20 protein-coding genes are annotated in these 21,405 nt (G+C 47.5%); 19 read left to right on the forward strand and 1 reads right to left on the reverse strand.

Annotation, left to right across the window (positions count from 1 at the left end; translation table 11 throughout):
• Positions 1-70: 70 nt before the first annotated feature.
• Positions 71-400 carry a PadR family transcriptional regulator gene (locus MKX68_RS12715; protein ID WP_133386233.1) on the forward strand — a complete coding sequence of 110 codons (330 nt, stop codon included), beginning with the start codon at positions 71-73 and terminating at the stop codon, positions 398-400.
• Between the two features lie 6 nt (positions 401-406).
• Entirely contained in the window at positions 407-1,384 is a 978-nt protein-coding gene (locus MKX68_RS12720; RefSeq protein ID WP_338589145.1) for a permease prefix domain 1-containing protein, read from the forward strand.
• 71 nt (positions 1,385-1,455) lie between these two features.
• Here MKX68_RS12720 and MKX68_RS12725 read toward each other — a convergent pair whose 3' ends face one another.
• Positions 1,456-1,923: a heme-degrading domain-containing protein gene (locus tag MKX68_RS12725; RefSeq protein ID WP_340911987.1), complete on the reverse strand. Its 468-nt coding sequence runs from the start codon at positions 1,921-1,923 to the stop codon at positions 1,456-1,458.
• 240 nt (positions 1,924-2,163) lie between these two features.
• Here MKX68_RS12725 and lspA point away from each other — a divergent pair, with 240 nt between their 5' ends.
• The 17 genes from lspA (at position 2,164) to MKX68_RS12810 (ending at position 21,095) form a co-directional block, all read left to right on the forward strand.
• Positions 2,164-2,655: a signal peptidase II gene (lspA, locus tag MKX68_RS12730; RefSeq protein WP_307541401.1), complete on the forward strand. Its 492-nt coding sequence runs from the start codon at positions 2,164-2,166 to the stop codon at positions 2,653-2,655.
• A 310-nt stretch (positions 2,656-2,965) separates the two neighbouring features.
• Entirely contained in the window at positions 2,966-4,156 is a 1,191-nt protein-coding gene (locus tag MKX68_RS12735; RefSeq protein WP_445671116.1) for an ABC transporter substrate-binding protein, read from the forward strand.
• A 24-nt stretch (positions 4,157-4,180) separates the two neighbouring features.
• The gene (locus MKX68_RS12740) at positions 4,181-5,047 is read left to right on the forward strand and encodes a carbohydrate ABC transporter permease (RefSeq protein ID WP_036606633.1); all 867 of its coding nucleotides are present in this window, start codon (positions 4,181-4,183) and stop codon (positions 5,045-5,047) included.
• Positions 5,047-5,874 carry a carbohydrate ABC transporter permease gene (locus MKX68_RS12745; RefSeq protein WP_036606635.1) on the forward strand — a complete coding sequence of 276 codons (828 nt, stop codon included), beginning with the start codon at positions 5,047-5,049 and terminating at the stop codon, positions 5,872-5,874. Before MKX68_RS12740 ends, MKX68_RS12745 begins: the two co-directional genes overlap by 1 nt.
• A 518-nt stretch (positions 5,875-6,392) precedes the next feature.
• Positions 6,393-8,165 (forward strand): cache domain-containing sensor histidine kinase, encoded by a 1,773-nt coding sequence (locus tag MKX68_RS12750; RefSeq protein ID WP_340911996.1) that lies wholly within the window; start codon positions 6,393-6,395, stop codon positions 8,163-8,165.
• Positions 8,155-8,949: a response regulator transcription factor gene (locus MKX68_RS12755; protein WP_339788041.1), complete on the forward strand. Its 795-nt coding sequence runs from the start codon at positions 8,155-8,157 to the stop codon at positions 8,947-8,949. Before MKX68_RS12750 ends, MKX68_RS12755 begins: the two co-directional genes overlap by 11 nt.
• A gap of 114 nt (positions 8,950-9,063) precedes the next feature.
• Positions 9,064-10,383, forward strand: coding sequence for an extracellular solute-binding protein (locus MKX68_RS12760; protein ID WP_340911998.1), 1,320 nt, complete (start codon positions 9,064-9,066; stop codon positions 10,381-10,383).
• Positions 10,384-10,421: 38 nt separating this feature from the next.
• Complete coding sequence (locus tag MKX68_RS12765; protein WP_338589132.1) at positions 10,422-11,303, forward strand: carbohydrate ABC transporter permease; 882 nt, start codon at positions 10,422-10,424, stop codon at positions 11,301-11,303.
• Positions 11,304-11,519: 216 nt separating this feature from the next.
• Positions 11,520-12,383, forward strand: a complete 864-nt coding sequence (locus MKX68_RS12770; RefSeq protein ID WP_340915376.1) for a carbohydrate ABC transporter permease — start codon at positions 11,520-11,522, stop codon at positions 12,381-12,383.
• A 236-nt stretch (positions 12,384-12,619) separates the two neighbouring features.
• Positions 12,620-14,029 (forward strand): MATE family efflux transporter, encoded by a 1,410-nt coding sequence (locus tag MKX68_RS12775; RefSeq protein ID WP_253504043.1) that lies wholly within the window; start codon positions 12,620-12,622, stop codon positions 14,027-14,029.
• Between the two features lie 265 nt (positions 14,030-14,294).
• On the forward strand, positions 14,295-15,173 hold the full coding sequence (locus tag MKX68_RS12780; RefSeq protein ID WP_340912000.1) for a helix-turn-helix transcriptional regulator: 879 nt from the start codon (positions 14,295-14,297) through the stop codon (positions 15,171-15,173).
• A 252-nt stretch (positions 15,174-15,425) separates the two neighbouring features.
• Positions 15,426-16,136 (forward strand): response regulator transcription factor, encoded by a 711-nt coding sequence (locus MKX68_RS12785; RefSeq protein ID WP_340912001.1) that lies wholly within the window; start codon positions 15,426-15,428, stop codon positions 16,134-16,136.
• On the forward strand, positions 16,133-17,638 hold the full coding sequence (locus MKX68_RS12790; protein ID WP_340912003.1) for a sensor histidine kinase: 1,506 nt from the start codon (positions 16,133-16,135) through the stop codon (positions 17,636-17,638). The genes MKX68_RS12785 and MKX68_RS12790 overlap by 4 nt, the downstream gene beginning before the upstream one ends.
• A 60-nt stretch (positions 17,639-17,698) precedes the next feature.
• Entirely contained in the window at positions 17,699-18,805 is a 1,107-nt protein-coding gene (locus MKX68_RS12795; RefSeq protein WP_340912005.1) for a TolB family protein, read from the forward strand.
• A 239-nt stretch (positions 18,806-19,044) separates the two neighbouring features.
• Positions 19,045-19,932 carry an oxygen-dependent tRNA uridine(34) hydroxylase TrhO gene (gene trhO, locus MKX68_RS12800; RefSeq protein WP_091035847.1) on the forward strand — a complete coding sequence of 296 codons (888 nt, stop codon included), beginning with the start codon at positions 19,045-19,047 and terminating at the stop codon, positions 19,930-19,932.
• 12 nt (positions 19,933-19,944) lie between these two features.
• Positions 19,945-20,592, forward strand: coding sequence for a helix-turn-helix transcriptional regulator (locus tag MKX68_RS12805; protein ID WP_084174359.1), 648 nt, complete (start codon positions 19,945-19,947; stop codon positions 20,590-20,592).
• 161 nt (positions 20,593-20,753) lie between these two features.
• Positions 20,754-21,095, forward strand: coding sequence for a hypothetical protein (locus MKX68_RS12810; RefSeq protein ID WP_340912010.1), 342 nt, complete (start codon positions 20,754-20,756; stop codon positions 21,093-21,095).
• Positions 21,096-21,405: the final 310 nt, after the last annotated feature.

Below are 21,405 nucleotides of genomic sequence, written 5' to 3' on the forward strand. Positions count from 1 at the left end.
ACCTGTCGTAGTAAATTGTGCTATACTTCAACTACTACGACAGATGAAGTAATGAGGAGGAGTATCTTTTGTGATCAGCAGTGACGTTATACGTGGCTACAATGATACGCTGATCCTCTACATGCTGCTCGAAGGGGAGTCGTACGGCTACGAGATTTCCAAGAACATTAGGCAGCTGACAGAGGAAAAGTACGTCATGAAGGAGACGACGTTATACTCGGCCTTCACCCGATTGGAGAAGAACGGTTATATTGAATCGTTTTACCTGGATGAGAATAGTTTGGGAAAGCGTCGTACCTATTACCGGATTACGCCGTCCGGCCTCGACTATTACAGAGAAAAGTGTGAGGAATGGAAGGTTACGCAGGAGGTTGTTAATCTATTTATCAGGGAGTTGTGACGAAACATGGAGACAATTATGGTGTATCTGGAGAACATGTTTGCTGGTCTGCCGAAGACCCCCGAGGTGGAGCATCTGAAGCAGGAGCTTCTTTCGGGGATGGAAGATAAGTACCTGGAGTTGAAGCGGGAAGGCAAGTCGGAGAATGAAGCCATCGGCATTGTGATCTCGGAATTTGGTAATATCGAGGAGTTAACTGCAGAACTCGGTATTCAGCCAGTCAGTGCGGAAGAGGCAGTACCTGTGCTGACGGAAGAAGAAGCCTACGCATATACCACTGCCAAAAGAAATGCCGGATTTTGGATCGGGCTGGGTATTTTATTGTGCGCGGTGGGTGTGGCGTTTCTGATTTTCATGGATACTTTATTTGAGAACTATGCCACTTCAGCTGCAAACCGTTCGGTGGAAACGGGGGCTGTACTGGGCCTGATCGGCATGTTCGTGCTCATTGCCATTGCGGTGGGCATGTTCATTCACAGTGGCATGAAGCTTGAACGCTTCAGTTATATGGAGAAGGGCTTCCAGCTTCCTTATACACTTAAAATGAGTATTCAGCATAGTCGGGAGAGCTTCGCTCTGACTTATCGAATAGCCATCATTACGGGTGTCTGCCTCTGCATTCTGTCTCCTGTGTTTATTTTCGCAGCCTCCTCTATCAATGATAACTACGCCTCTTATGGTGTATCTGCCTTTATGGTCATGGCTGGGGTAGGAGCATTCTTGTTTGTATATTACGGTAATATTCAGGGGGCTTACACGAACTTGCTGGAGAAGCACCAGTTGACGGTAGATAAGAAGCAAGAAGTAAAGGTTGTGAGAGCCGTGGAAGCGATTGTATGGCCGCTGGCGACAGCTATCTTCTTGTTCACAGGCTTTGTATATCAACGGTGGGATATCAATTGGGCCATATTCCCGATTACAGGCATTCTCTCCGGGAGTTTTAGCAATGTGTACCATATTATGAAAAGCAAAAATCCGTCCTGAGCATGCTGCTTTAGCTAGTAAAGCCCACTTGATCTATATTGATCTGGTGGGCTTTTTTTGCGCCATTTAATCTAACTCTGCTGCAACAAAAACGAGCGAATGCCTGTCGTGACCAGATCATGGTCTTCCTCATCAGGCAAACCCGATACTGTAATGGTGCCGACTTGTCCCTCATTTTTCAGAATAAGCGGGAAAGCGCCACCAGCCAGAACATAGTCAGATGCAGGCAGGTTGAAATCCTGCTCAAGCGTTTGGTCCTCGTTTCTTAGGCGTAGAGCCGTATGCCAAGAACTGGAGGAGAAATGATTCACCACGTTGTTCTTGCGGCGAATCCAGTTTTCGTTGTCGGGATGAGTGCCTTCCATCGCATGCAAAAAGAGACGATGTCCTTTCAGGGTAACGTCGATGGTCACGGCTTGGGAGCGACGCTTCGCTTCTTCAACCAGATGCAGGCCAAGGTTAAGCGCCGTTTCAGAATCAAATGTGCCAAATACCAAGTCCATTTCTTCCTGCTGCATTTCCTTTAATTTTTCGATCATGGTCAGGTTCAAATTACAGGCAGCCCCTTTACATATATGATTGATGTCTACATTCGACATGGATTGGTGTAGTCCCTTCTGGATGCAGTCTGAACGATGTTAGTGGATGTTATAGGCGTGGTTGAAGACGGCTCATTTGGAGAGCGTACATCGGCTGTGTTAAAGTGAAGGGAACCTAATATACTCAAAACTCTTAAAGTTAAAATAAGTTATGGCTAAGTAGGCAGGAGGAGAAGCACGATGCTGTTTTATTTTGTAGCACTGCTGGTGACTTTGGTGGATCAGGGAACCAAGATTGCAGTGAGGATGTATATGGAAGTTGGCGACGTCATGAGACTGGGTAACTCGGGCATGCAGTTACAGCATTATGAGAATAGTGGCATGGCGGGCAGCATGTTTCAGGGAAATGCGCGCCTGTTCGGTGTGATTGCTGTTCTGTTCATAGCGGGCATGCTGTATTACCGGAGTAAGGGTGAGATTCGCGGTTTCTGGATGCAAGCTGGCGCGGGTTTTATGGTCGGTGGGGCTTTAGGAAATGCAATCGATCGATTTATCTATGCGCGGGTAACGGATTTCCTCGTATTTCCGTCAGGACGCGGAATTTTGAATCTCGCTGATGTCGCAATTAACATCGGTGTGGTCATGATCATCATCGGCATGTTGATTCGTGCATATCAGAGTTATCGAGCCAAGCGTTTACGCAATGCTTTGCCGAAGGTTGAGCGTTCGTAATAGGTTGGATAAAAGCGTTACAGTGGCTGAATATAAGCTTATTGAATGAGGGACATTGGATATCATCCAGTGTCCTTTTTGTTATGCCCGATTCAGGTCATGGGAAGAAATGTCTTGATTCATTTTTATCGAAACCGTTTTAGGAATAATAAAGGCTTATATTATCCATTCAGATTGAAGTTAGTTTGGAAGGATTAACCAAATGGTTATTTCACCATCTGAATGGGTAAATCTTTACGTATAAAGCTGAGGGAGGTACAACATGAGAAGAACGCTTACCAAGGCTCTCGGGACAATGTTGCTGTGTGGAATGATGGCTGTACTTTTATCTTCCTGTACCAGTGGAGATAGCGCGAATGGCAAAGTGCAGATTGAATTTTTCCAGAACAAGCCTGAAGCTAAAACAACCTTTGATGAATTAATTAAAACGTTTAATGCGGAGCATGACGATATCCAAGTGACACAGGTGAATCCGCCCGATGCGGAGACGGTACTGAAGACGCGTGTCGTCAAAAATGATATACCGGATATTATGGCTATGGGCGCAACCGATACCTATTCCATTCTGGCCCAGAGTGATATTTTCACCGATCTGACGGACAGCTCATTACTCCAGACGATTGATCCAAACTACATACAAATGCTCAACGATCTCACAGGTATGGACGAAGTGACAGGTATTCCTTACGCGACTAATGCAAACGGCATCATGTACAATAAAACGCTGTTTAAGGAAATGGGATTGGACGTACCCAAGACGTGGGATGAACTCATTGCGACCGCCCAAAAGATAAAGGATGGAGGTGAGATTCCATTTTACTTCACATACAAGGATGACTGGCAGACAAGCCTGCCGTTCAATGCACTGGCCTCCAATCTGGTCGGTATTGATTTCTACCAGGAGCGGCGCGATAACAAAGTGACGTTCAAGGAGAAGTACCGCGAGGTAGCTGAGAAGCAGCTGGAACTCATGAAATATGGTCACAGCGATAACTTTGGTAAAGCTTATTCGGACGGTAACCGTGCCTTCGCTAACGGTGAAGCTTTCATGTACATCCAGGGAACCTGGGCCATCTCGGAGATTCGCAAAGCGAACCCAAATGTAGACATCGGTTTCTTCCCATTCCCAACGGGCAACGATGCAAGCGAGATCAAGCTGGTGAACGGGATCGACTCTCTGTTTACCATTGCGGCGGACACGCCTAATCGCGAGCAGGCAGAGACGTTTATTGCGTTCCTGTTAAAGCCTGAAAATATCGGAAGATACATTGACGAACAGACGCTGTTCTCTGCGGTCGAAGGCGTGAAGCAGGATGATCCTGCGGTACAGGAATTGATGCCTTATATCGAGCAGGGCAAGGTTATTGACTTTCCCGATCACTATATTCCGGCTGCGGTGCAGCTGAATTCCATCGTACAGTCCTTTTTGCAGAACCAAAACATCGACAACTATCTAGATACACTCGACAAAGAATGGGACAAGGTTGCCAATCGGCGTTAAGCCTTGTCTGAAGGAGGATGGAACATGAACAAACGTATCGCACCTTATTACTGGATGACGGTTCCGGCGGTTGTATTGTTCTTTGTATTTATGACACTGCCGGCCCTCCAGGGCATCTATTATTCATTTACGAATTATAACGGATTCGGGAAAGAGTATGATTTTGTTGGCTTTAAAAACTATTTCAATCTGTTCCAAGATGACAACGTGGGTAACGCCTACTGGTTTACATTCAAATTTGCGATCGTGGTGACAATCCTGACCAATATCCTGAGCCTGCTCATTGCACTCGGGCTGAATGCCAAGATCAAGTTCCGTAACTTTTTCCGCGGCATCTACTTCCTGCCCAATATTCTGAGTGTACTGATCGTAGGTTACATATTTAACTACCTGTTCTCCAACGTATTCCCGATCTGGGGACAAAATCTGGGCATCAACGCGCTATCCACCAACATTCTTGGCAGCGAGAGTCTGGCTTGGATTGGTATCGTCATTGTTGCAGTATGGCAATCCGTGGCCCTGAATACGATTCTGTATTTGGCTGGTCTGCAAACGATACCAACGACACTATACGAGGCATCCAACCTCGATGGTGCAGGCAAATGGCGTGAATTCTGGAGTATTACTTTCCCGCTGATTGCACCTTTCTTCACCATTAATATGGTGCTGGCGATGAAAAACTCACTTATGGTCTTCGACCAAATCGTAGCCTTGACCAACGGTGGTCCCGGACGGGCGACGCAGTCCATCTCCCATCTGATCTACACCGGCGGATTTGAAGGCGGCGAATATGCATATCAATCTGCGAACTCGGTTATTTACTTCATCGTTATTGCGGTGATTTCAATTCTGCAAATCCGGTTCCTGCAAAGAAGGGAGATGGATCTGTAATGAGAAGCCGTACACGAATCAATTGGCTCGTTATGCTGCTTGTTGTGCTGGGTACCCTGTTTATCCTGTTCCCATTGTATATGACCGTTACGATTGCTTTGAAAAATCCGGAACAGATGGCCCAATCGGTCTTTGCCATTCCGACAACGCTTCACTGGGAGAATTTTGCGAGGGCCATCGACATGACAAACTTCTTCCAATCGTTCCGTAACAGTGCGATTGTGACCGCATCAACCGTGCTTTTGACGTTGCTCAGTAACTCGATGGTGGCCTATGCCATTGCGCGGAATATGGAGAAACGCAAGTTTTTCAAAGGACTGTACTATTACTTCGTCAGCGCGATGTTCATTCCGTTCCCGATTATCATGCTGCCGATTGTTAAACTGACCGCATCGCTGGAGATGACAAATCTGGTAGGTCTGATCCTGCTGCACACGGTATATGGCCTGGCATTTAACGTATTTGTGTACGTTGGATACATCCGGTCCATTCCGGTAGCACTGGAGGAAGCGGCATTTGTGGATGGGGCGACAACCTGGGGCACGTTCTGGAAAATCATTTTCCCACTCATGGCGCCCATCAGTGCCACGGTTGGTATTCTGACCTGTCTGTCCACGTACAACGATTTCTTGCTGCCACTCATTATTATCAGTGATCCGGGACAATACACGTTGCCGCTGGTACAGTATGTATTCCAAGGACAGTTTAATACCGAGTTTAACCTTGCATTTGCATCATACCTGCTCGCGTTACTGCCGATGATTATCATCTACCTGTTTGCACAGAAGTGGATCATCAACGGGGTTACACAAGGGTCTGTGAAATAACTGATGATGTACCAAAGAAAAGAATATGTGTGAAGGGATATGAAAAAAGAGAGGTGGACTGTAAGAGTCCCCTCTCTTTTTTTTGATCCTTGTCATTTAACGTCTGGTAACTCTTCGGAGGATTGATTAACCTGTAAAACTATGCTATTTTTTAGTCGTTAGTTTAATCGGTAAACAAAGATAGTGAGAAGAAGATTGAGGTTCAATTTTGCAAGCGCTTTAACTATATAAATTGAACTAAACATTTGCACGAGAACGGAGAGGGCAGAAATAACCTGAAAAAGCGGAGCGTTCGCCTTTATCCCCGGATTTTCCCCTTTAAAAAGGGAATCAAAAAATCTGGGGATAACAGCGATTGGAAGGTTATTCTGTCATCGTAGTGGCAAGTGTAAATATTCTTTCGTTCATTTATATAGGGGAACTGAATACGTAGATAAATCCGGCATCGTTTGTACCCAGTCTTCAAGAGCACGGGCGTAAGGTGGTGGGTTCTTTTACATGGCCAAAAAGAGAGGAGAATGGGGAAGTTGCACGGGAAAAAAGGACATTTTAACTCACTTCGGAATCAGATCTTCATTGGTTTTGTTATGGTGATGCTTGTTGTTCTGCTGCTCGCAGGCATAACGGCTTATGATCGGGTAGCTGCTTTGCTGAAAAGCAATGCGGAGAAACATATCCATCAAACCGCCGTCCAAGCCAGTGGCAGATTGGATGCACTCATTGCACAAGTGAATTCACTGACCGCCCAGGTGGCGGATGATTCATACGTGCAGCGTCTGCTTAGCGATGAGAAGCAAGGCAACCCGGCCACCTTTAATCAGCGCCAAGCGCTCTTGCAGATTGCAGGCAGTTATCAGTCTTTCATCAATGGTGCGCAGAGTATGGAGATATACACTACGGGTTATAACCGCATCTTTCCGATGGATGACCGTTCTCTCGATCTCAGAGTGGAGCGCAACTGGATCAATCTGGCGGATGAAGGAAAAGGCAGACTGGTATGGGCAGGCGCTGACCCTGAAGATCCGGGTGTGCTGCTGGCTATTCGGCGGATTAACCTGCTGGATCATTCTTTTGAACATGGGGGATATGTGGTAGTACGGATGCAGCGCAGCTTTTTTCAACTCAATGATTCGAACGGGGCAGATGGTTCGCAGGACTCCATCATGCTCTTGGATGGGGCAGGCGAAGTGGTGACTTCCGATCTGGAGATTAATCTCGATCCCAAAGCCATATTGGACAGCGGATCAGTTGTCCAGAACGGGGAGGAATCCTATATCGTCGTCCGTCAAAAATCGGAGTTAACGGGTTGGACACTTGCTGTCCTTACCCCACTGCGGGAGACAACGGAAGGTGTATCCATCCTGAGGACGGCGCTGCTCGTCTCGGGAATGATTGGTGTTGTTCTGTTCCTCATCATGTCCTTCTTTCTGTCCACGATGATTACACGTCCGCTCATACGGCTGATGCGGGCTATGCGCAGTGCACAGCCAGGAGCAATGAGACCTAATCTAATGGTCAGCTCTACGATGGAGATCAATGAACTCAACGAAGTGTATAACCAGATGGTTTACAGGCAGAACGAATTGACCCGTGTGGTTCATGAGAAGGAAATCATGCAGTCCCGGGCCGAGCTGAAGGCGTTGCAGTCTCAGATTAATCCTCATTTTCTATTTAACACCCTGGAGGCGTTCTATTGGTCCCTTGAAGAAAAGGGAGACGAGGAGATGGCACGTATGGTCGTGGCAATGTCCCGATTATTTCGCTACATTATCTCCAGTTCGCAGCAGGATGAATGGGTTACGATGGCCGACGAGCTGGAACACGCCGAGCGTTATCTTCGTATTATGCAGATGCGGTTGGGAGACAGAATGCAATGGGAGATTCAGCTGGACGATGCGGTTCGTAAGGTCCCCATTCCGAAACTGCTTATACAGCCCTTGGTCGAAAATGCGATTCTCCACGGCATTGAAAGTAAACTGGGACCGGGAAAGATAAGCATCCATGTGTATGCTTCGACCGAGGAGAATCTGGTTCGCATTGAGGTTCGGGATGATGGTCCCGGTATGGATGAATTACGGCTTCAATCTGTCATTCATGCCTTACATGGTGGCCCCGCTGTATCTAACAAGGGGACAGGCGTAGGTCTAATCAACGTACATCGGCGACTGAAGCTTTACTTTGGCAGCCAACTTGGCGAACGTTGCAGGCTTTCCATAACAAGTAAGGTTGGGGAAGGAACTGTCATTTGCTTTGAGATTCCCATGGGAACGGAGGGTGCATATGATTCATGACAAAACGATTCTTATCGTGGATGATGAGCCGCGTACAAGAGAGGGTATTCGCAAGACACTGGAAGGATGGTCGGCAGGACGAAATCACATTCAGACTGCAGAAAGTGGCGTCGAGGCCGTGGAATGGCTCAAGAAAAAGCCGGCAGATCTGTTAATAACGGATGTTCGCATGCCAGAATTCTCTGGCTTGTCTCTGATTGAGGCCATTCAACATTTTTCCAACAAGCCTGTTGTCCTGATTATGTCAGGACATGCCGATTTTCAGTACGCCCAGCAGGCCATTAAGCTGGGTGTCGTGGAGTATATGTTGAAACCAATTGATAAAGAACAATTGCTGCAGACCGTCGAAAAAGCCTTGAAGTTCAGCGAACAACAGCGGCGTATTCAAACGATGCAGGAAATGGTTGACCCCAAGTTGCTGGATGTTAAGGAGCGCGGGGAACAGAGGCTCAATAGCCAGATCAGTGAAGCTTTGGCCTATGTGGATACTCATCTGGGTGAACATGTGACCATGCGTGAAATCGCTGAATTACTCCATCTAAACTCCAGTTACTTCAGTGTATTATTCAAGGAACAGATCGGCATCAATTTTAGTGAATACCTTACCCGCAAACGCATTCAGCGCGCGAAGGAGTTGCTTGTGCAGACAACGATGCCCATCTCGGAGATTGCCGAACAGGTGGGTTATCAGACGGATAAGTATTTTATCACGGTATTTAAAAGTCTTGAAGGGCTTAGTCCAAGTAAATATCGTCATTCCCTATCTGAACGAGATAACAAATAACCTCAAAAAAGTGGAGTTTTTCCAAATTATTCTGACCTTATAGGGGTGATAGGCCCGTGCTACAATTTGGTTAAAGCGGTTACATTAACCGAAAAAACCAAGGGGGTTGGGATAATGAGCAAAAAGACGATGGCCATTCTTCTGTCATGGACGCTGGTTCTCGCCGTAATTTTATCCGGATGTAACAGTTCAAGTTCGGATCAAGAGGGTGAAACGGGCAGCAACGGCACAGATGGGAAAGTAACCCTCAAATTCATGCACCTCTGGCCAGCAGGCAGTTCCGCACAGCAAAACAAACTGGTCAACGATATCATCAAGCAGTATCAGACGGATCATCCCAATGTGACCATTAAGCAGGAAGTGCTGGAGAATGAACAATACAAGAACAAATTGAAAATTCTGTCGGCATCGAATGAACTTCCCGATGTTGGTGTAACTTGGGCTGCTGGATTTCTGGAGCCTTATGTGAAGGGGAATCTGTTTGCACCGGTCGATGATCTGCTGAGCGGCTCGCTGGGCGAGAAATTCATAGCCGGAACAACAGAAGCCTATGCCATAGACGGCAAAACGTATGCGTTACCAATCGAGTTGAATATCTCCCCCATTTATTATAACAAAGCCATTTTTGCGAAATATAACTTGCAGCCGCCAGCAACGTACGATGAATTCCTGAGTGTGCTGAAGACACTGACAGATAACGGTGAGGTTCCGATCGCACTGGGTAATAAAGACCGCTGGACCGGCTCACTCTGGTATATGTATCTGGCGAATCGGTTAGGTGGAGATGCACTGGAAAAGGCGATCAATGGCTCCGGCAAGTTTGACGATCCTGCGCTGACTCAAGCTGCTGCCGAGGTACAAAAGCTGGTGGATATGAATGCCTTCAACAAAGGCTTCAACGGGTTGTCCAACGATGAGGGCAAATCCGAATTCATGAACGAAAAGGCTGCCATGTACCTGATGGGCACCTGGGAACTGCCAAACTTCACGACCAACCCGGACATCCCGCAGGAATTCAAGGACAAGATCGGATTTTTCAAATTCCCAACGATGGAAGATGGCAAGAGTGATATTAACAGCTGGGTAGGTGGACCAGGCGTAGGGCTGTTCGTGGCCCAGAACTCCAAAGTGAAGGAAGAAGCGGCGAAGTTCGTGCAATACTTTGTGGAAAAATGGGGTGAAAGTTCGGTAACTGAAGCAGGCGTCATCCCGGCTACCAAAGTGGATACAGATGCAGTACAGCTGCCACAGCTTTACATTGACCTGCTGAACGAATTGAATCAGGCCAGCAGCCTTACACTCTTTGCAGACGTGCAGATGAAACCGGCAGCCGCTCAGGCACATCTGGATATGATTCAGGCGCTGTTTGGCAAAGCGGTAACACCGGAGGACTTTGTGAAGAATCATCAGGCTGCGATTGATAAAGGCAATTGACGTACACACGTTTGAACGCTTGAAGGGAGGATAATGTGATGGACAAAGTCATGTCCAACCGTCTCGTTGCTGCGTTGTACGTGCTTCCTGCACTGCTTCTGCTGCTGGTCTTGGTTTACATCCCGATCGTGCTCACCGGGTATTATGGGTTGATGCAATGGGACGGGATCGGTGCAATGACCTATATTGGATTGGATAATTACGCCAGACTGCTTCAGGACGGAACATTCTGGCAGAGTGCGGGTCATACTTTTTTGCTTGCTTTGTTCTCTGCGCTGAGTCTGATCGGTTATCTGATGATTGCTTTGGTGCTGTCAGGCAAAATCAAGGGTGCCAATCTGTTCCGCAAAATATATTTGATCCCGATGCTGCTGTCTTCGGTCGCGATCGCCCAGTTATGGCTGAAGATCTATCATCCCAGCAATGGTGTGCTGAACACCTTTCTGGAAGCGATCGGCTTCAGCAATCCGCCAGCCTGGCTGGCGGAACCATCCCTGGTGCTGTATGCATTGTTCGTACCGATACTGTGGCAGTATGCAGGCTTCTATATTTTGATCTATTATGCGGCACTCAAAAATATTCCGGAATCTCTGGTGGAAGCAGCCCGGATTGATGGAGCAAGCCCTTGGCAGATCGCTTTTCGAATCAAGCTGCCGCTTATTACTGAGGTGATCAAGGTGACCGTTGTACTGGCTGTGGTAGGTTCACTCAAGTATTTTGATCTCATCTACGTGATGACCGATGGCGGACCGAATGGTTCCAGCGAAGTGATGGCCTCCTATATGTATCGTCAGGCGTTCCGTAGCTTCGACTTTGGTTACGGCAGTGCTGTAGGTTTCTTCCTGCTCTTGATCTGTCTGCTGGTTACCTGGCTGCTTCGAAAAGCGACAGCATCCAAAGATACGATCCAGTATTCCTGACGCTAGTTCGTGTCTGAAAACTCGCTGAAGTGCATCTTTTACCGCCTTTTCGCCCCCTGCTGCGTCACTTTCCCTTGACGTGCCCCGGCACGCCTGCGGAAAATTTCCTTGCTTGGAACGAAAATTCGGCAAAATCTGCCACCTTCGGAGTTTCCAGACACGCCCTAGTGAAATGAAAGGAGGTCCATCCCGGTGAAGACGGATACGGCCGTTAGATTGCCAACGTACCCGGGGACAAGCCGAGGTTCGGCATGGTTAAGGAGATTCGGATATGTTCTGCTGTATTTCCTCTTGTCCCTGGTAGCTTTGCTGCAAATTTTGCCCTTGGTATGGCTGCTGTTGTTCTCGCTTAAAAATAATCAGGAAGTATTCGACATGGCGCCTTTTTCCCTTCCTGCTACCCCGCGTTGGGAAAACTATGTCAAGGTATGGACAGAGGGAAATATCAGCTTATACTTCTTCAACAGTGTATGGATTACGGCGGTCTCGGTTGTGTTCACCGTGCTGTTTGCCAGTCTGGTGACCTTTGCCATTACACGTATGCGCTGGAAGGGTCGCTCGTTGATATTGGGGTTATTCATGGTGGGTCTAATGATCCCTGTGCACTCCACATTGATCCCACTGTTCAGCTTGTTCCTGAAGCTTAATCTCACCGATCATCCTTTGTCAGTCATCTTGTCTTACATTGCCTTTAATATGCCAATTACCATTATGATTCTACTGGGATTCTACTACGCGCTTCCCCGTGAAGTGGAAGAAGCCGCAGTGATGGATGGCTGCTCCGTGCATCGGATTTTCTTTCGGATTGTGCTGCCGATGACGTCTTCGGTCATTTCCACAACGGCGATCATCAACATGATCTATAACTGGAATGAATTTATCTTTGTTAATACGTTCATCAGTACAGATTCGTACAAGACCTTAACTGTTGGGGTACAGAACTTTATCGGTCAATATACAACAGATTGGGGAGCGATTGGTGCAACGCTGATGATTAGTATTTTGCCGATCCTGATTGCGTTTCTCATCCTGAGTAATCGAATCGTAGAGGGAATTGCTGCGGGTTCTGTTAAAGGTTAAAAGGCTGGGGATCTAAGGTCCTTCCATTACTTGCTTAAAAGCGAGTCGGGAGGGGCCTTTTTTATCTTCTAAAACCTCGGGCAGGCGTACGGAAACAGGGCTTGATGAAAACGCTGAAAATACCTATTTATGGAATTACAAAAAACTTTCAACTATTTTCGCAAAACTACTGCATTTTCAAACTACCTGTGCTAACATACCCTAAGAATTAAAGCCCACATGGGAAAGGTGAGAAAATGACAGCAATATCCTCAACCAAAGAGTCCCTTCGTTCTGATGCCAAGGATCTGAATCTGATTCGACTGACATGGCCTATTTTCTTGGAACTCTTCTTATTTATGTTGATGGGGAGCGTGGATACGCTCATGCTCAGCTCGGTATCCGATAATGCGGTCTCCGGCGTTGGAGCAGCCAATCAGATTATTTCTATCGCTATCCTTGTATTGGAAGTCATTGGACATGGTGCTGCGATTGTAGTCGCACAATATATCGGATCGAAAAAGTTAAGTGAAGCAGCGCAGGTTACAGGTAATGCGATCACACTGAATCTTATCGTAGGTCTGGTCCTGAGCGGAATCTTCCTTCTGTTCGGAGGACAATTGCTAACACTTCTGAATATTCAAGGCGAAATTTATGATTTTGCCCGTTCGTATATAAATATCGTTGGTGGCGGGATCTTCCTCCAGGCACTCATTAATGCGCTGGCTGCGACGATTCGTACACATGGTTACACCAAAGAAACGATGTATGTTGCTGTATTCATGAACGTGATTCACGTTGTTGGTAACTATGCATTGATCTTTGGACACTTCGGCCTGCCGAAGCTTGGGGTGGAAGGTGCAGCAATCTCCACGGTGGGAAGCCGGTTTATCTGCCTGCTGATCTTCTTCTGGTTGTTGTATCGTGTGAGCGAGGTACGGGTGGATTTTGAATACTACATTAAGTTGTCCAAGAAATTCATTGGCAAAATTCTGCGGATTGGCATTCCGTCTGCGATGGAATCGATGGTATATCATTCCTGCCAGCTCGTGTTCACGCTGTATGTGACCTATCTGGGTGCAGAAGCTATGGCAACCAAGCAGTATGCGGGTAATATCTCCAGCTATATCTACTTGTTCAGCATGGCGATTGGTATGGGGACATCGATTATTGTAGGCCGGCTTGTGGGTGCGCGGCGCAAAGACGATGCGTACAAACGTGTTTTTGACAGTGTAAAATGGGCCCTTCTGGCCACGGTTATCATTGATGTAATCATCATTTTTTTCCGTGTGCCTCTGATGAGCATATTTACGGATAATCCGGAAATTATCAAGCTGGGGGCTCAGGTAATTTTGCTCAGTCTTTTACTCGAAACCGGACGTACCTGCAATATTGTAATCATTGGTTCCCTGCGTGCGGCAGGGGATGCAAAATTCCCGGTATACATGGGGCTGATCTCCATGGTCTGCATGAGTCTGCCACTGGGGTACCTGCTCATATTCAAGCTTCATCTGGGGCTCGCTGGTGTGTGGCTTGCCATTGCGGCGGATGAGTGGACCCGCGCGGTTATTATGTACTTCCGCTGGAAGAGTAGAGCTTGGGAGAAACATGAACTGGTGGAGCATGATGACGAAGAGGTTGGTGCACAGCCGGTACCGGCTGTCTGACGAAGTGTTGTGCGGATAAACAAAGCAAATAGTTAAATGAACCTGCTGTAGATCAATGAAATGGCTCTACAGTAGCCACAGGGCAGCAGTTTCCCAGAAGAGTCAATTACGGAAAGGATTCCATCCGTAATTGGCTCTTTTTTGCGTTCGGGATAGAGGCCAACCGAAGTGAAGATAGCAAAAATGATCAAAACGGCGATGACATCATTCACGTATAGTAAGGATATGGAAGGGGGCTTTACCACAGTTGAGCCGTTACCGTGCAATGATTCAGCAAAGTTTGTTCTATATTGAGACTCATCTGCATGAGCAGATTGGACTGGAAGAAGTGGCATCCGAGGCCTTGTTGTCGCCATATCACTACCATCGGATTTTCCGTAATGAGGTGGGCATGACCGTGGTGGATTATATCCGAAACCGTCGGATGAGTCTGGCGTCCACGACCCTCCGATCGACGGATGCGGGCATTTTGGATATCGCGCTGGCATGTGGATTTGAGAGTCAGGAAGCCTTCACCCGTGCATTTCGCAAATTATATGGCATGCCACCAGGACGTTTTCGCAAATTGTTCGATCTGAAATTATTCGAAGGAAGAACCAGAGGAGGAGAATTACAGATGAATCAGACGTCAACGATTACAGGTTGGATGTTAACCGGAAGTCATCCGCAAAATTATGAGATGGGCATTGATCCGGCCGAAGTGCATCAGGGAAAAGCTTCAGGATATTTGAAGGCAGTTACGCCGATGGAGCCCAACGAATTTGCAACTATGATGCAGCAGTTCAGAGCGGACAAGTATATAGGTAAGCGGATGAAATTATCGGGATTTGTGAAGACCGAGCATGTGGATGCTTTTTGCGGATTATGGATGCGTGTGGATAATAACGTTCATGATGTACTTCAATTTGATAACATGCATGATCGGCCAATTACTGGTACGCAGCCATGGAATCAGTATAGTATTGTGCTTGATGTACCGGAGGGCAGCGCGGTCATTTCATTCGGGGTTATTTTGAACGGTAAAGGAAAAGTGTGGGTCGACAGCTTCCGCTTCGAAGAAGTGGATCTGAACACACCGCTGACACATATGGAGACAGAGTACGAGATGTCGGACGAGCCGCTCAATCTGTCATTTGAGGAGTAAATGCAGAAGGGGGCATTAAACGGCTGACTTAAACATTAACATGAATTGAGAATCTATAGATCAAGGGCTGATCCAATTATGGGTTGGCTCTTTTTGTTGCCTTTGGGGTATAAAGAAAGTAGAGCCAAGTCCAAGCTGAGAGGATGAAAGTCTCTCATACAAATTGCAAACTCATCCATAGCTAATTCCCACGGACCTTGCTAACATAGACCCATAAACTAACTCATGACATAGATAAAGAGGATGAATCCCATGAATAAAAAAGTGCTCGTGGTGGATGACGAATCAAGTATCGTCAGTGCCATTGCTTACGCGCTGCGGCGCGAAGGATATGAAGTAGAGACTGCGAGTGACGGTGAAGAGGCCTTGGTCAAGGTTGCATCGTTTCACCCGCAGGTCATGATTCTGGACGTCATGATGCCAAGGCTTGATGGATACGGCGTATGCCGCAGGATGGAAGACCGGGAGGATATCGGCATTATTTTGCTGACCGTCAAAAATGATATCGTGGACAAGATCGTTGGCCTGGAAATGGGCGCCGATGATTACATGACCAAACCGTTCGAGATCCGCGAACTGCTCGCAAGGGTGAAAGCGCTCATGCGCCGTGTCGAGAAAAGCAGTCCACCACCTGACGATTCGAAGAATCAGGCCATCGTGAATGGCACACTGCGTATTCATGTTGCTCACCGCACGGTGACCGTGAATGAGGAGAAGCTGGATCTGACCCCAAAAGAGTTCGATCTGCTAACCATTCTCATGTCTAATCCTGAGCGTGTGTATACACGAGACGATCTTCTGGATCGGGTCTGGGGCATGGAATATGCGGGTGGTACACGAACCGTGGACATTCATATCCAGCGTTTGCGTAAGAAAATCGGAGATACGGATCAGCAAAAATTGCAGACCGTATACGGGATTGGTTACAAAGCATCTGCACCTGAAACAGGCGGGGCCATATGAGAGTCAGCATCAAGCTGAAGTTCAGTGTTTTTCTGGCAGCCCTGCTTATCCTAACGGTGGTTGTGCTTAGCTCACTGGTTCTGCGCGGTATTGAACGCAATCAACAGTCACAGATTGAAGGTATTTTATCGCAGCAGACACGGCTGGTGAATCTGAATGTGAGACAGTCCTACTACACCGAGTCCGTTCATCTGGATCAGGACGTTTTTTTACAGCGAAATGGCCGCAGGCTGGCACAGGAACTGGCCAACTCTACCGGATTGCCAATAGCACTCTATAACATGACAGGCCAGCAGGTGGGAGCATCCTTCGCCTCCAGCGAGAGTGAACTTGTTCAGGAAACGCTAGACTATGCGCTGCAAAATAAAATAGCCTATCATGAGCAGGGCGAGACCCTGCTCTATGCCGCACCGCTGGATGGTCCGGATGGACAGATGGGCGCCGTATGGATACAATACCCTGTCCAGAGCTACCATGAATTTTATACTCGCATCCTTCAATTGTTCATCTGGGCCGGAATTACCGTTGTGGCGCTGAGCTTCATATTAGGTTATCTGTTCTACAATCGGTTTGCCGTTGCGATTACCCGGCTGAAGAGGTCCGCAGATTCCATTCGCGAAGGGAACTACATTACGGAGTCCCCTGTAAGGCGCAAGGATGAACTGGGAGAGCTGGGGCAGGGCATTTATTATATGAGTACATCCATTCAGCAAAACATCACAGCCATGCATGCGGAGCAGCAGAAGTTGCAACTGGCCATAGAGAAGCTGCAGGCGCTGGAACAGCAGCAGAAACAATATATCGGTAACATTAGCCATGAATTCAAGACACCGCTAACGTCGATCAAAGCCTATGTGGAGCTGCTCGACATGTATAAGGATGATCCGCAACTGCTTGATGATGCCACAAGTAACATTGGCAAAGAAACGGAGCGGCTGTACGAGATGGTGGAGAAAGTATTACATTTATCTGCCCTGGAGAAGTATGACTTCGAGAACCAGGCCGAAGATGTAGAGGTCAGTGCTCTGCTGGAGGATGCCTGTGGCCGGATGCGTGGGAAAGCGGAGAAGTTTGCGCTGAACATGGAACTGGATCTTGAACCGGCGGTGATCCGCAGTGATCGGGAGAGTCTTATGCATATTTTCATCAACATGCTGGATAATGCGATCAAATATAACGTTCCGGATGGTGTGATCCGGGTGAAGAGTGAACTACGGATGCAGGGGCGTCAAGCGGTCATTCGCATCTACAACTCGGGTACACCGATTCCGGCAGAGGCACGGGAGAAGATTTTTGAACCCTTTTACACCGTGAACAAAGACAGGGCCAGAAAAACTGGCGGAACAGGACTGGGACTATCTCTCGTGAAGCAGTTTGTTGAAAAACAGGGCGGTACAATCACCCTGCTGTCGGGTGATCCAGAAGATGGGGAAGGTGTGGCATTCCAACTCGTATTTCCTTTGGCTGATGCAAGTTTACAAGTTCGAAACAAGTCTGAATAACTTTGGAAGTATGCCGTGTGTATGCTTGGTCTTATAGAAGAGAAACCAGGGGGGACCATGATGAATTGGAAACAAGCAGCTTTGGGCACGTTCGGGGCCATCGTCCTGTTAACAACAGCAGCATGCGGGGGAATAACAGAGCCGGGGGGCAACACACAAGGCGGGAAGACGGGAACCGATATTACGGTGAAAGATAACACCAACACATCCGTCTACCAGAGCTTTAAGCTGGAGAAAATAGATAAATTGCCAAATATGCGCGGGATTACCTGGCTCAGTGATGATTGGATTGTATCCGACAAGGAGAACAAGTCCTTGAAACCCGTCACCGTTGAAGGTCAGGAAAGGTACCCGCATAACTTATACATGTATGATCTAACCAAAGGTACAGATACGCCGCTCAAGGAAAGTGAAGCGAATCTTGGTGCACCGCTGGTGTCACCGGATGGTCAGTACCTATTCTATCGGGAGCCGGAGGAAAACACGGGAAAAGGCTATATTCTGAACCTGCATAACGGGGAGGCAATCCCCGCTGGTAAGGAGGATGGCTTTATCCAAGAGGGCGCATGGCTGGATAATGAACATGTCGTTTTCCCTAATATGAAGGGTGATCTGATCTCGGCAAATGTGGATGGCACAACGAAAGTGCTGGTGGAGACAGGTAATTTCAATGTGCGGAGTATCAAAGTGTCAGGCAATATGCTCTATTATATTACGGGCGAGGACGGCCAGTTGAATGCATACGATGTGAAGACGGGTGACGTGAAACAGGTGCTGAAAAGTGTGGAGTGGGTCATTCCTTCTAATGATGGAACAAGGCTTGCGATTGTGAAAAGAACGGCGGATACCAAACGTGCGCTGGTGCTCACCGATCTGGAAGGGAATGAGAAGGCCACACTCGCCAGAGGTACGCAGATCTTCGGCACCAGCTGGTCGGGTGATGATTCCAAGATTGCATACACCATCAATTCCGAGAATGATAATGAGAAAGGGCTGTTTGTCTCCAATACGGAGTCGGCAGAACAGTTCCAGATCTCGGCGGATATGGACAACGCTTCTGACCCGCTCGCCTGGAGCCCGGAAGGTAATAAGATCCTTTTATCGCAGGCGGTATTGGAGAATGAATCGTATCACTTTGTAACCTCAGTCATTACGATCTCGGAATAGGATGGTTGTTGCGGACAGATATGTTCCATATCTTTCATCCCTTTCTATACATTTATATTGACTAAGCTATTCCGCTTCCGATAAACTAGAATGCAGGAATAAAAGTCGAATGTCAGACAGCAGTTCGAGACGAAGTTTCGGGCGGCTGTTTCTTTTCTTTTTACAAGTAAGGGTGCAACGTAGTCGTCTTGCCGGATGATCCGGCTAATAACAACATGGAATAGGAACAGGTGATATACATGTGTAACAGCGCGTACCGCGTGCTTTTATATTATAAGTTCGTGAAGATTGAAGACCCCGAGACGTTTACACAAGAGCATCTGCAATACTGCAAGGACCTCGGTGTGAAAGGCCGTATTCTGATCGCATCCGAAGGTATTAACGGCACGGTATCCGGAACGCCAGAACAGACGGAACAGTATATGAAAGACATGCATGCGAACCCGCTGTTCAGCGATATGGTGTTTAAGATTGATGATGTGGAAGAGCATGCGTTCAAAAAAATCTTTGTTCGGCACAAAGCAGAGCTGGTTACGTTCCGCGTGGAGGAAGATCTCGATCCGAATGTGATTAGCGGCAAACGCCTTTCACCGAAGGAGTTCCATGAGCATTTGCAACGTGATGATGTCATCGTTATCGATGGTCGCAATGATTACGAATACGAAATCGGCCATTTCCGCGGGGCTATCCGTCCAGATGTTGAGTCGTTCCGTGAGTTTCCGGAGTGGATTCGGGAGAACCTGGGTGACATGAAGGACAAAACCATTATTACCTACTGCACTGGCGGCATTCGCTGCGAGAAGCTGACTGGCTTCATGATCAATGAAGGATTCCAGGACGTGGCTCAATTGGACGGCGGTATTGTCACGTACGGTAAAGATCCTGAAGTACAAGGCCATCTGTTTGATGGCAAGTGTTACGTGTTTGATGAGCGAATCTCTGTGCCGATTAACCGGACAGACGAGGATATTGTCATTGCCAGCTGTTATCACTGTGGAACGACACATGACCGATATATTAATTGTCCAACCTGCAACCTGCAGCACGTAAGCTGTGAGGATTGCGAAGAGACGCATAACCGCTTTTGCTCGGATGCTTGCCGGGAGGCAGCACCGGTACACGCATAAGCAGGAGAGCAGGTGCTGATCGTGAAGCGTGAAGAGGAACGAACGACGCGTGAACGGATTTTGTTCATGCTGAAGCAGCAAGGCACATTGACCGCGAGGGAAATGACAGCTGATTTGGGTCTGACCGGCATGGCCATTCGCCGTCATCTGACGGCACTGGAGCAGGACGGCTGGATCGAGGTTCGGGAGGCGCGGGCTACGGCTGGACGTCCGTCCTCGGTGTACCAATTGACGGTACGTGGGGACAGCTTTTTCCCAAAATCATATTCGTCCCTTACGCTGGAGCTACTTGAAGAATTGTCTGACTCAGCCGGGAGCGGTGTGGTGGATGCATTGTTCGAGAGTCGACGGGACAAGCTGCTTCGTAGCGGATTGCCACAGATGGAGGGCCAGGATCTGGCCGGACGGGTGGAGGAACTCGCGCGAATCCAGAATGCCAACGGATATATGGCGGATGCGTCCAGAGAAGAAGATGGAACCTACGTCATTACGGAAATGAATTGCCCGATTGTACAAGTCGCGAGTGTCTACAAGCAGGCTTGCCGCTGTGAACTGGAACTGTTCCGCTCGCTTCTTCAAGCTGAGGTAGAGCGTACCGAATGTTACGCCGATGGCGGCAAAAGGTGCAAGTATGAGATTCGCGAAGCGTCGGGGAATTAACTGGTTTATACAAAGAGATTGTTTCGATTCGTCGAAATAGTCTCTTTTTTTGAATGAAAATGACGTAAATGAGTTATTTATATGGTGAGATGCGTGATATAATCTGAAATAACATCCAGATGTTTTATACATAACTCAATATTAGATGGGAGGCGTTAACGATGCACGAACCCGAACCGGCTTTGAAAAAGGCCATGAATCTATTGAAGGAACTGAGCGAGGATGAAGAGTTCCGTCAACAATATGAAGCACGTCAAAAGTTTTTACGGGATCAAGTATCCATGATGGAAGGCGCACGAGAAGAGGGTCTCAAGAAAGGCATGGAGGAAGGAATTCAAAAAGGAATTAAAGAAGGGATCAAAGAGGGAATCAAAGAAGGTGAAGCTGAGAGCAAGCAGAAAATCGCAATGAATATGCTCAATTTAGGTCTTGATCAAGAGACTATTGTCATAGCGACGGGACTAACCTCTGCTGAAGTGAAAGCAATCCAGCAAGAAAAATAAGCTATATATACTAGGCAACTCGCATAACTTGCGGGTTGCTTTTTTTTCGTTATGTAATGTTTTCTATCACAACCATACGATGAAAGTAAATTGGAAGCGGTTCAACCATTGACGGATATCGGGACGCCCCTTAATATTAGGGGAACAATAAAACACCAACACGGGTCATGGACTTCAGTCGCATGAGAAAAGTCTATATTTGTCTGCTTTTGTCGATCAAAGCAACAATGCGTTGAAGCGTTTTGTCCCGCCCTATCGTGCCAATGGAATCTCGATAAGGGTAACCACATTTTATAAGATGGAGAGGGGT

The organism is Paenibacillus sp. FSL M8-0212 (genome assembly GCF_038004645.1).
Taxonomy (GTDB): Bacteria; Bacillota; Bacilli; order Paenibacillales; family Paenibacillaceae; genus Paenibacillus.

Coding starts and splice junctions, on each gene's coding strand:
- MKX68_RS12775 (WP_253504043.1), top strand. CDS start 12,620: ATGACAGCAATATCCTCAACCAAAGAGTCCCTTCGTTCTGATGCCAAG.
- MKX68_RS12790 (WP_340912003.1), top strand. CDS start 16,133: ATGAGAGTCAGCATCAAGCTGAAGTTCAGTGTTTTTCTGGCAGCCCTG.
- MKX68_RS12725 (WP_340911987.1), bottom strand. CDS start 1,923: ATGATCGAAAAATTAAAGGAAATGCAGCAGGAAGAAATGGACTTGGTA.
- MKX68_RS12745 (WP_036606635.1), top strand. CDS start 5,047: ATGAGAAGCCGTACACGAATCAATTGGCTCGTTATGCTGCTTGTTGTG.
- lspA (WP_307541401.1), top strand. CDS start 2,164: ATGCTGTTTTATTTTGTAGCACTGCTGGTGACTTTGGTGGATCAGGGA.
- MKX68_RS12720 (WP_338589145.1), top strand. CDS start 407: ATGGAGACAATTATGGTGTATCTGGAGAACATGTTTGCTGGTCTGCCG.
- MKX68_RS12780 (WP_340912000.1), top strand. CDS start 14,295: ATGATTCAGCAAAGTTTGTTCTATATTGAGACTCATCTGCATGAGCAG.
- MKX68_RS12750 (WP_340911996.1), top strand. CDS start 6,393: ATGGGGAAGTTGCACGGGAAAAAAGGACATTTTAACTCACTTCGGAAT.
- MKX68_RS12810 (WP_340912010.1), top strand. CDS start 20,754: ATGCACGAACCCGAACCGGCTTTGAAAAAGGCCATGAATCTATTGAAG.
- MKX68_RS12785 (WP_340912001.1), top strand. CDS start 15,426: ATGAATAAAAAAGTGCTCGTGGTGGATGACGAATCAAGTATCGTCAGT.
- MKX68_RS12740 (WP_036606633.1), top strand. CDS start 4,181: ATGAACAAACGTATCGCACCTTATTACTGGATGACGGTTCCGGCGGTT.
- MKX68_RS12795 (WP_340912005.1), top strand. CDS start 17,699: ATGAATTGGAAACAAGCAGCTTTGGGCACGTTCGGGGCCATCGTCCTG.
- trhO (WP_091035847.1), top strand. CDS start 19,045: ATGTGTAACAGCGCGTACCGCGTGCTTTTATATTATAAGTTCGTGAAG.
- MKX68_RS12760 (WP_340911998.1), top strand. CDS start 9,064: ATGAGCAAAAAGACGATGGCCATTCTTCTGTCATGGACGCTGGTTCTC.
- MKX68_RS12765 (WP_338589132.1), top strand. CDS start 10,422: ATGGACAAAGTCATGTCCAACCGTCTCGTTGCTGCGTTGTACGTGCTT.
- MKX68_RS12755 (WP_339788041.1), top strand. CDS start 8,155: ATGATTCATGACAAAACGATTCTTATCGTGGATGATGAGCCGCGTACA.
- MKX68_RS12735 (WP_445671116.1), top strand. CDS start 2,966: ATGATGGCTGTACTTTTATCTTCCTGTACCAGTGGAGATAGCGCGAAT.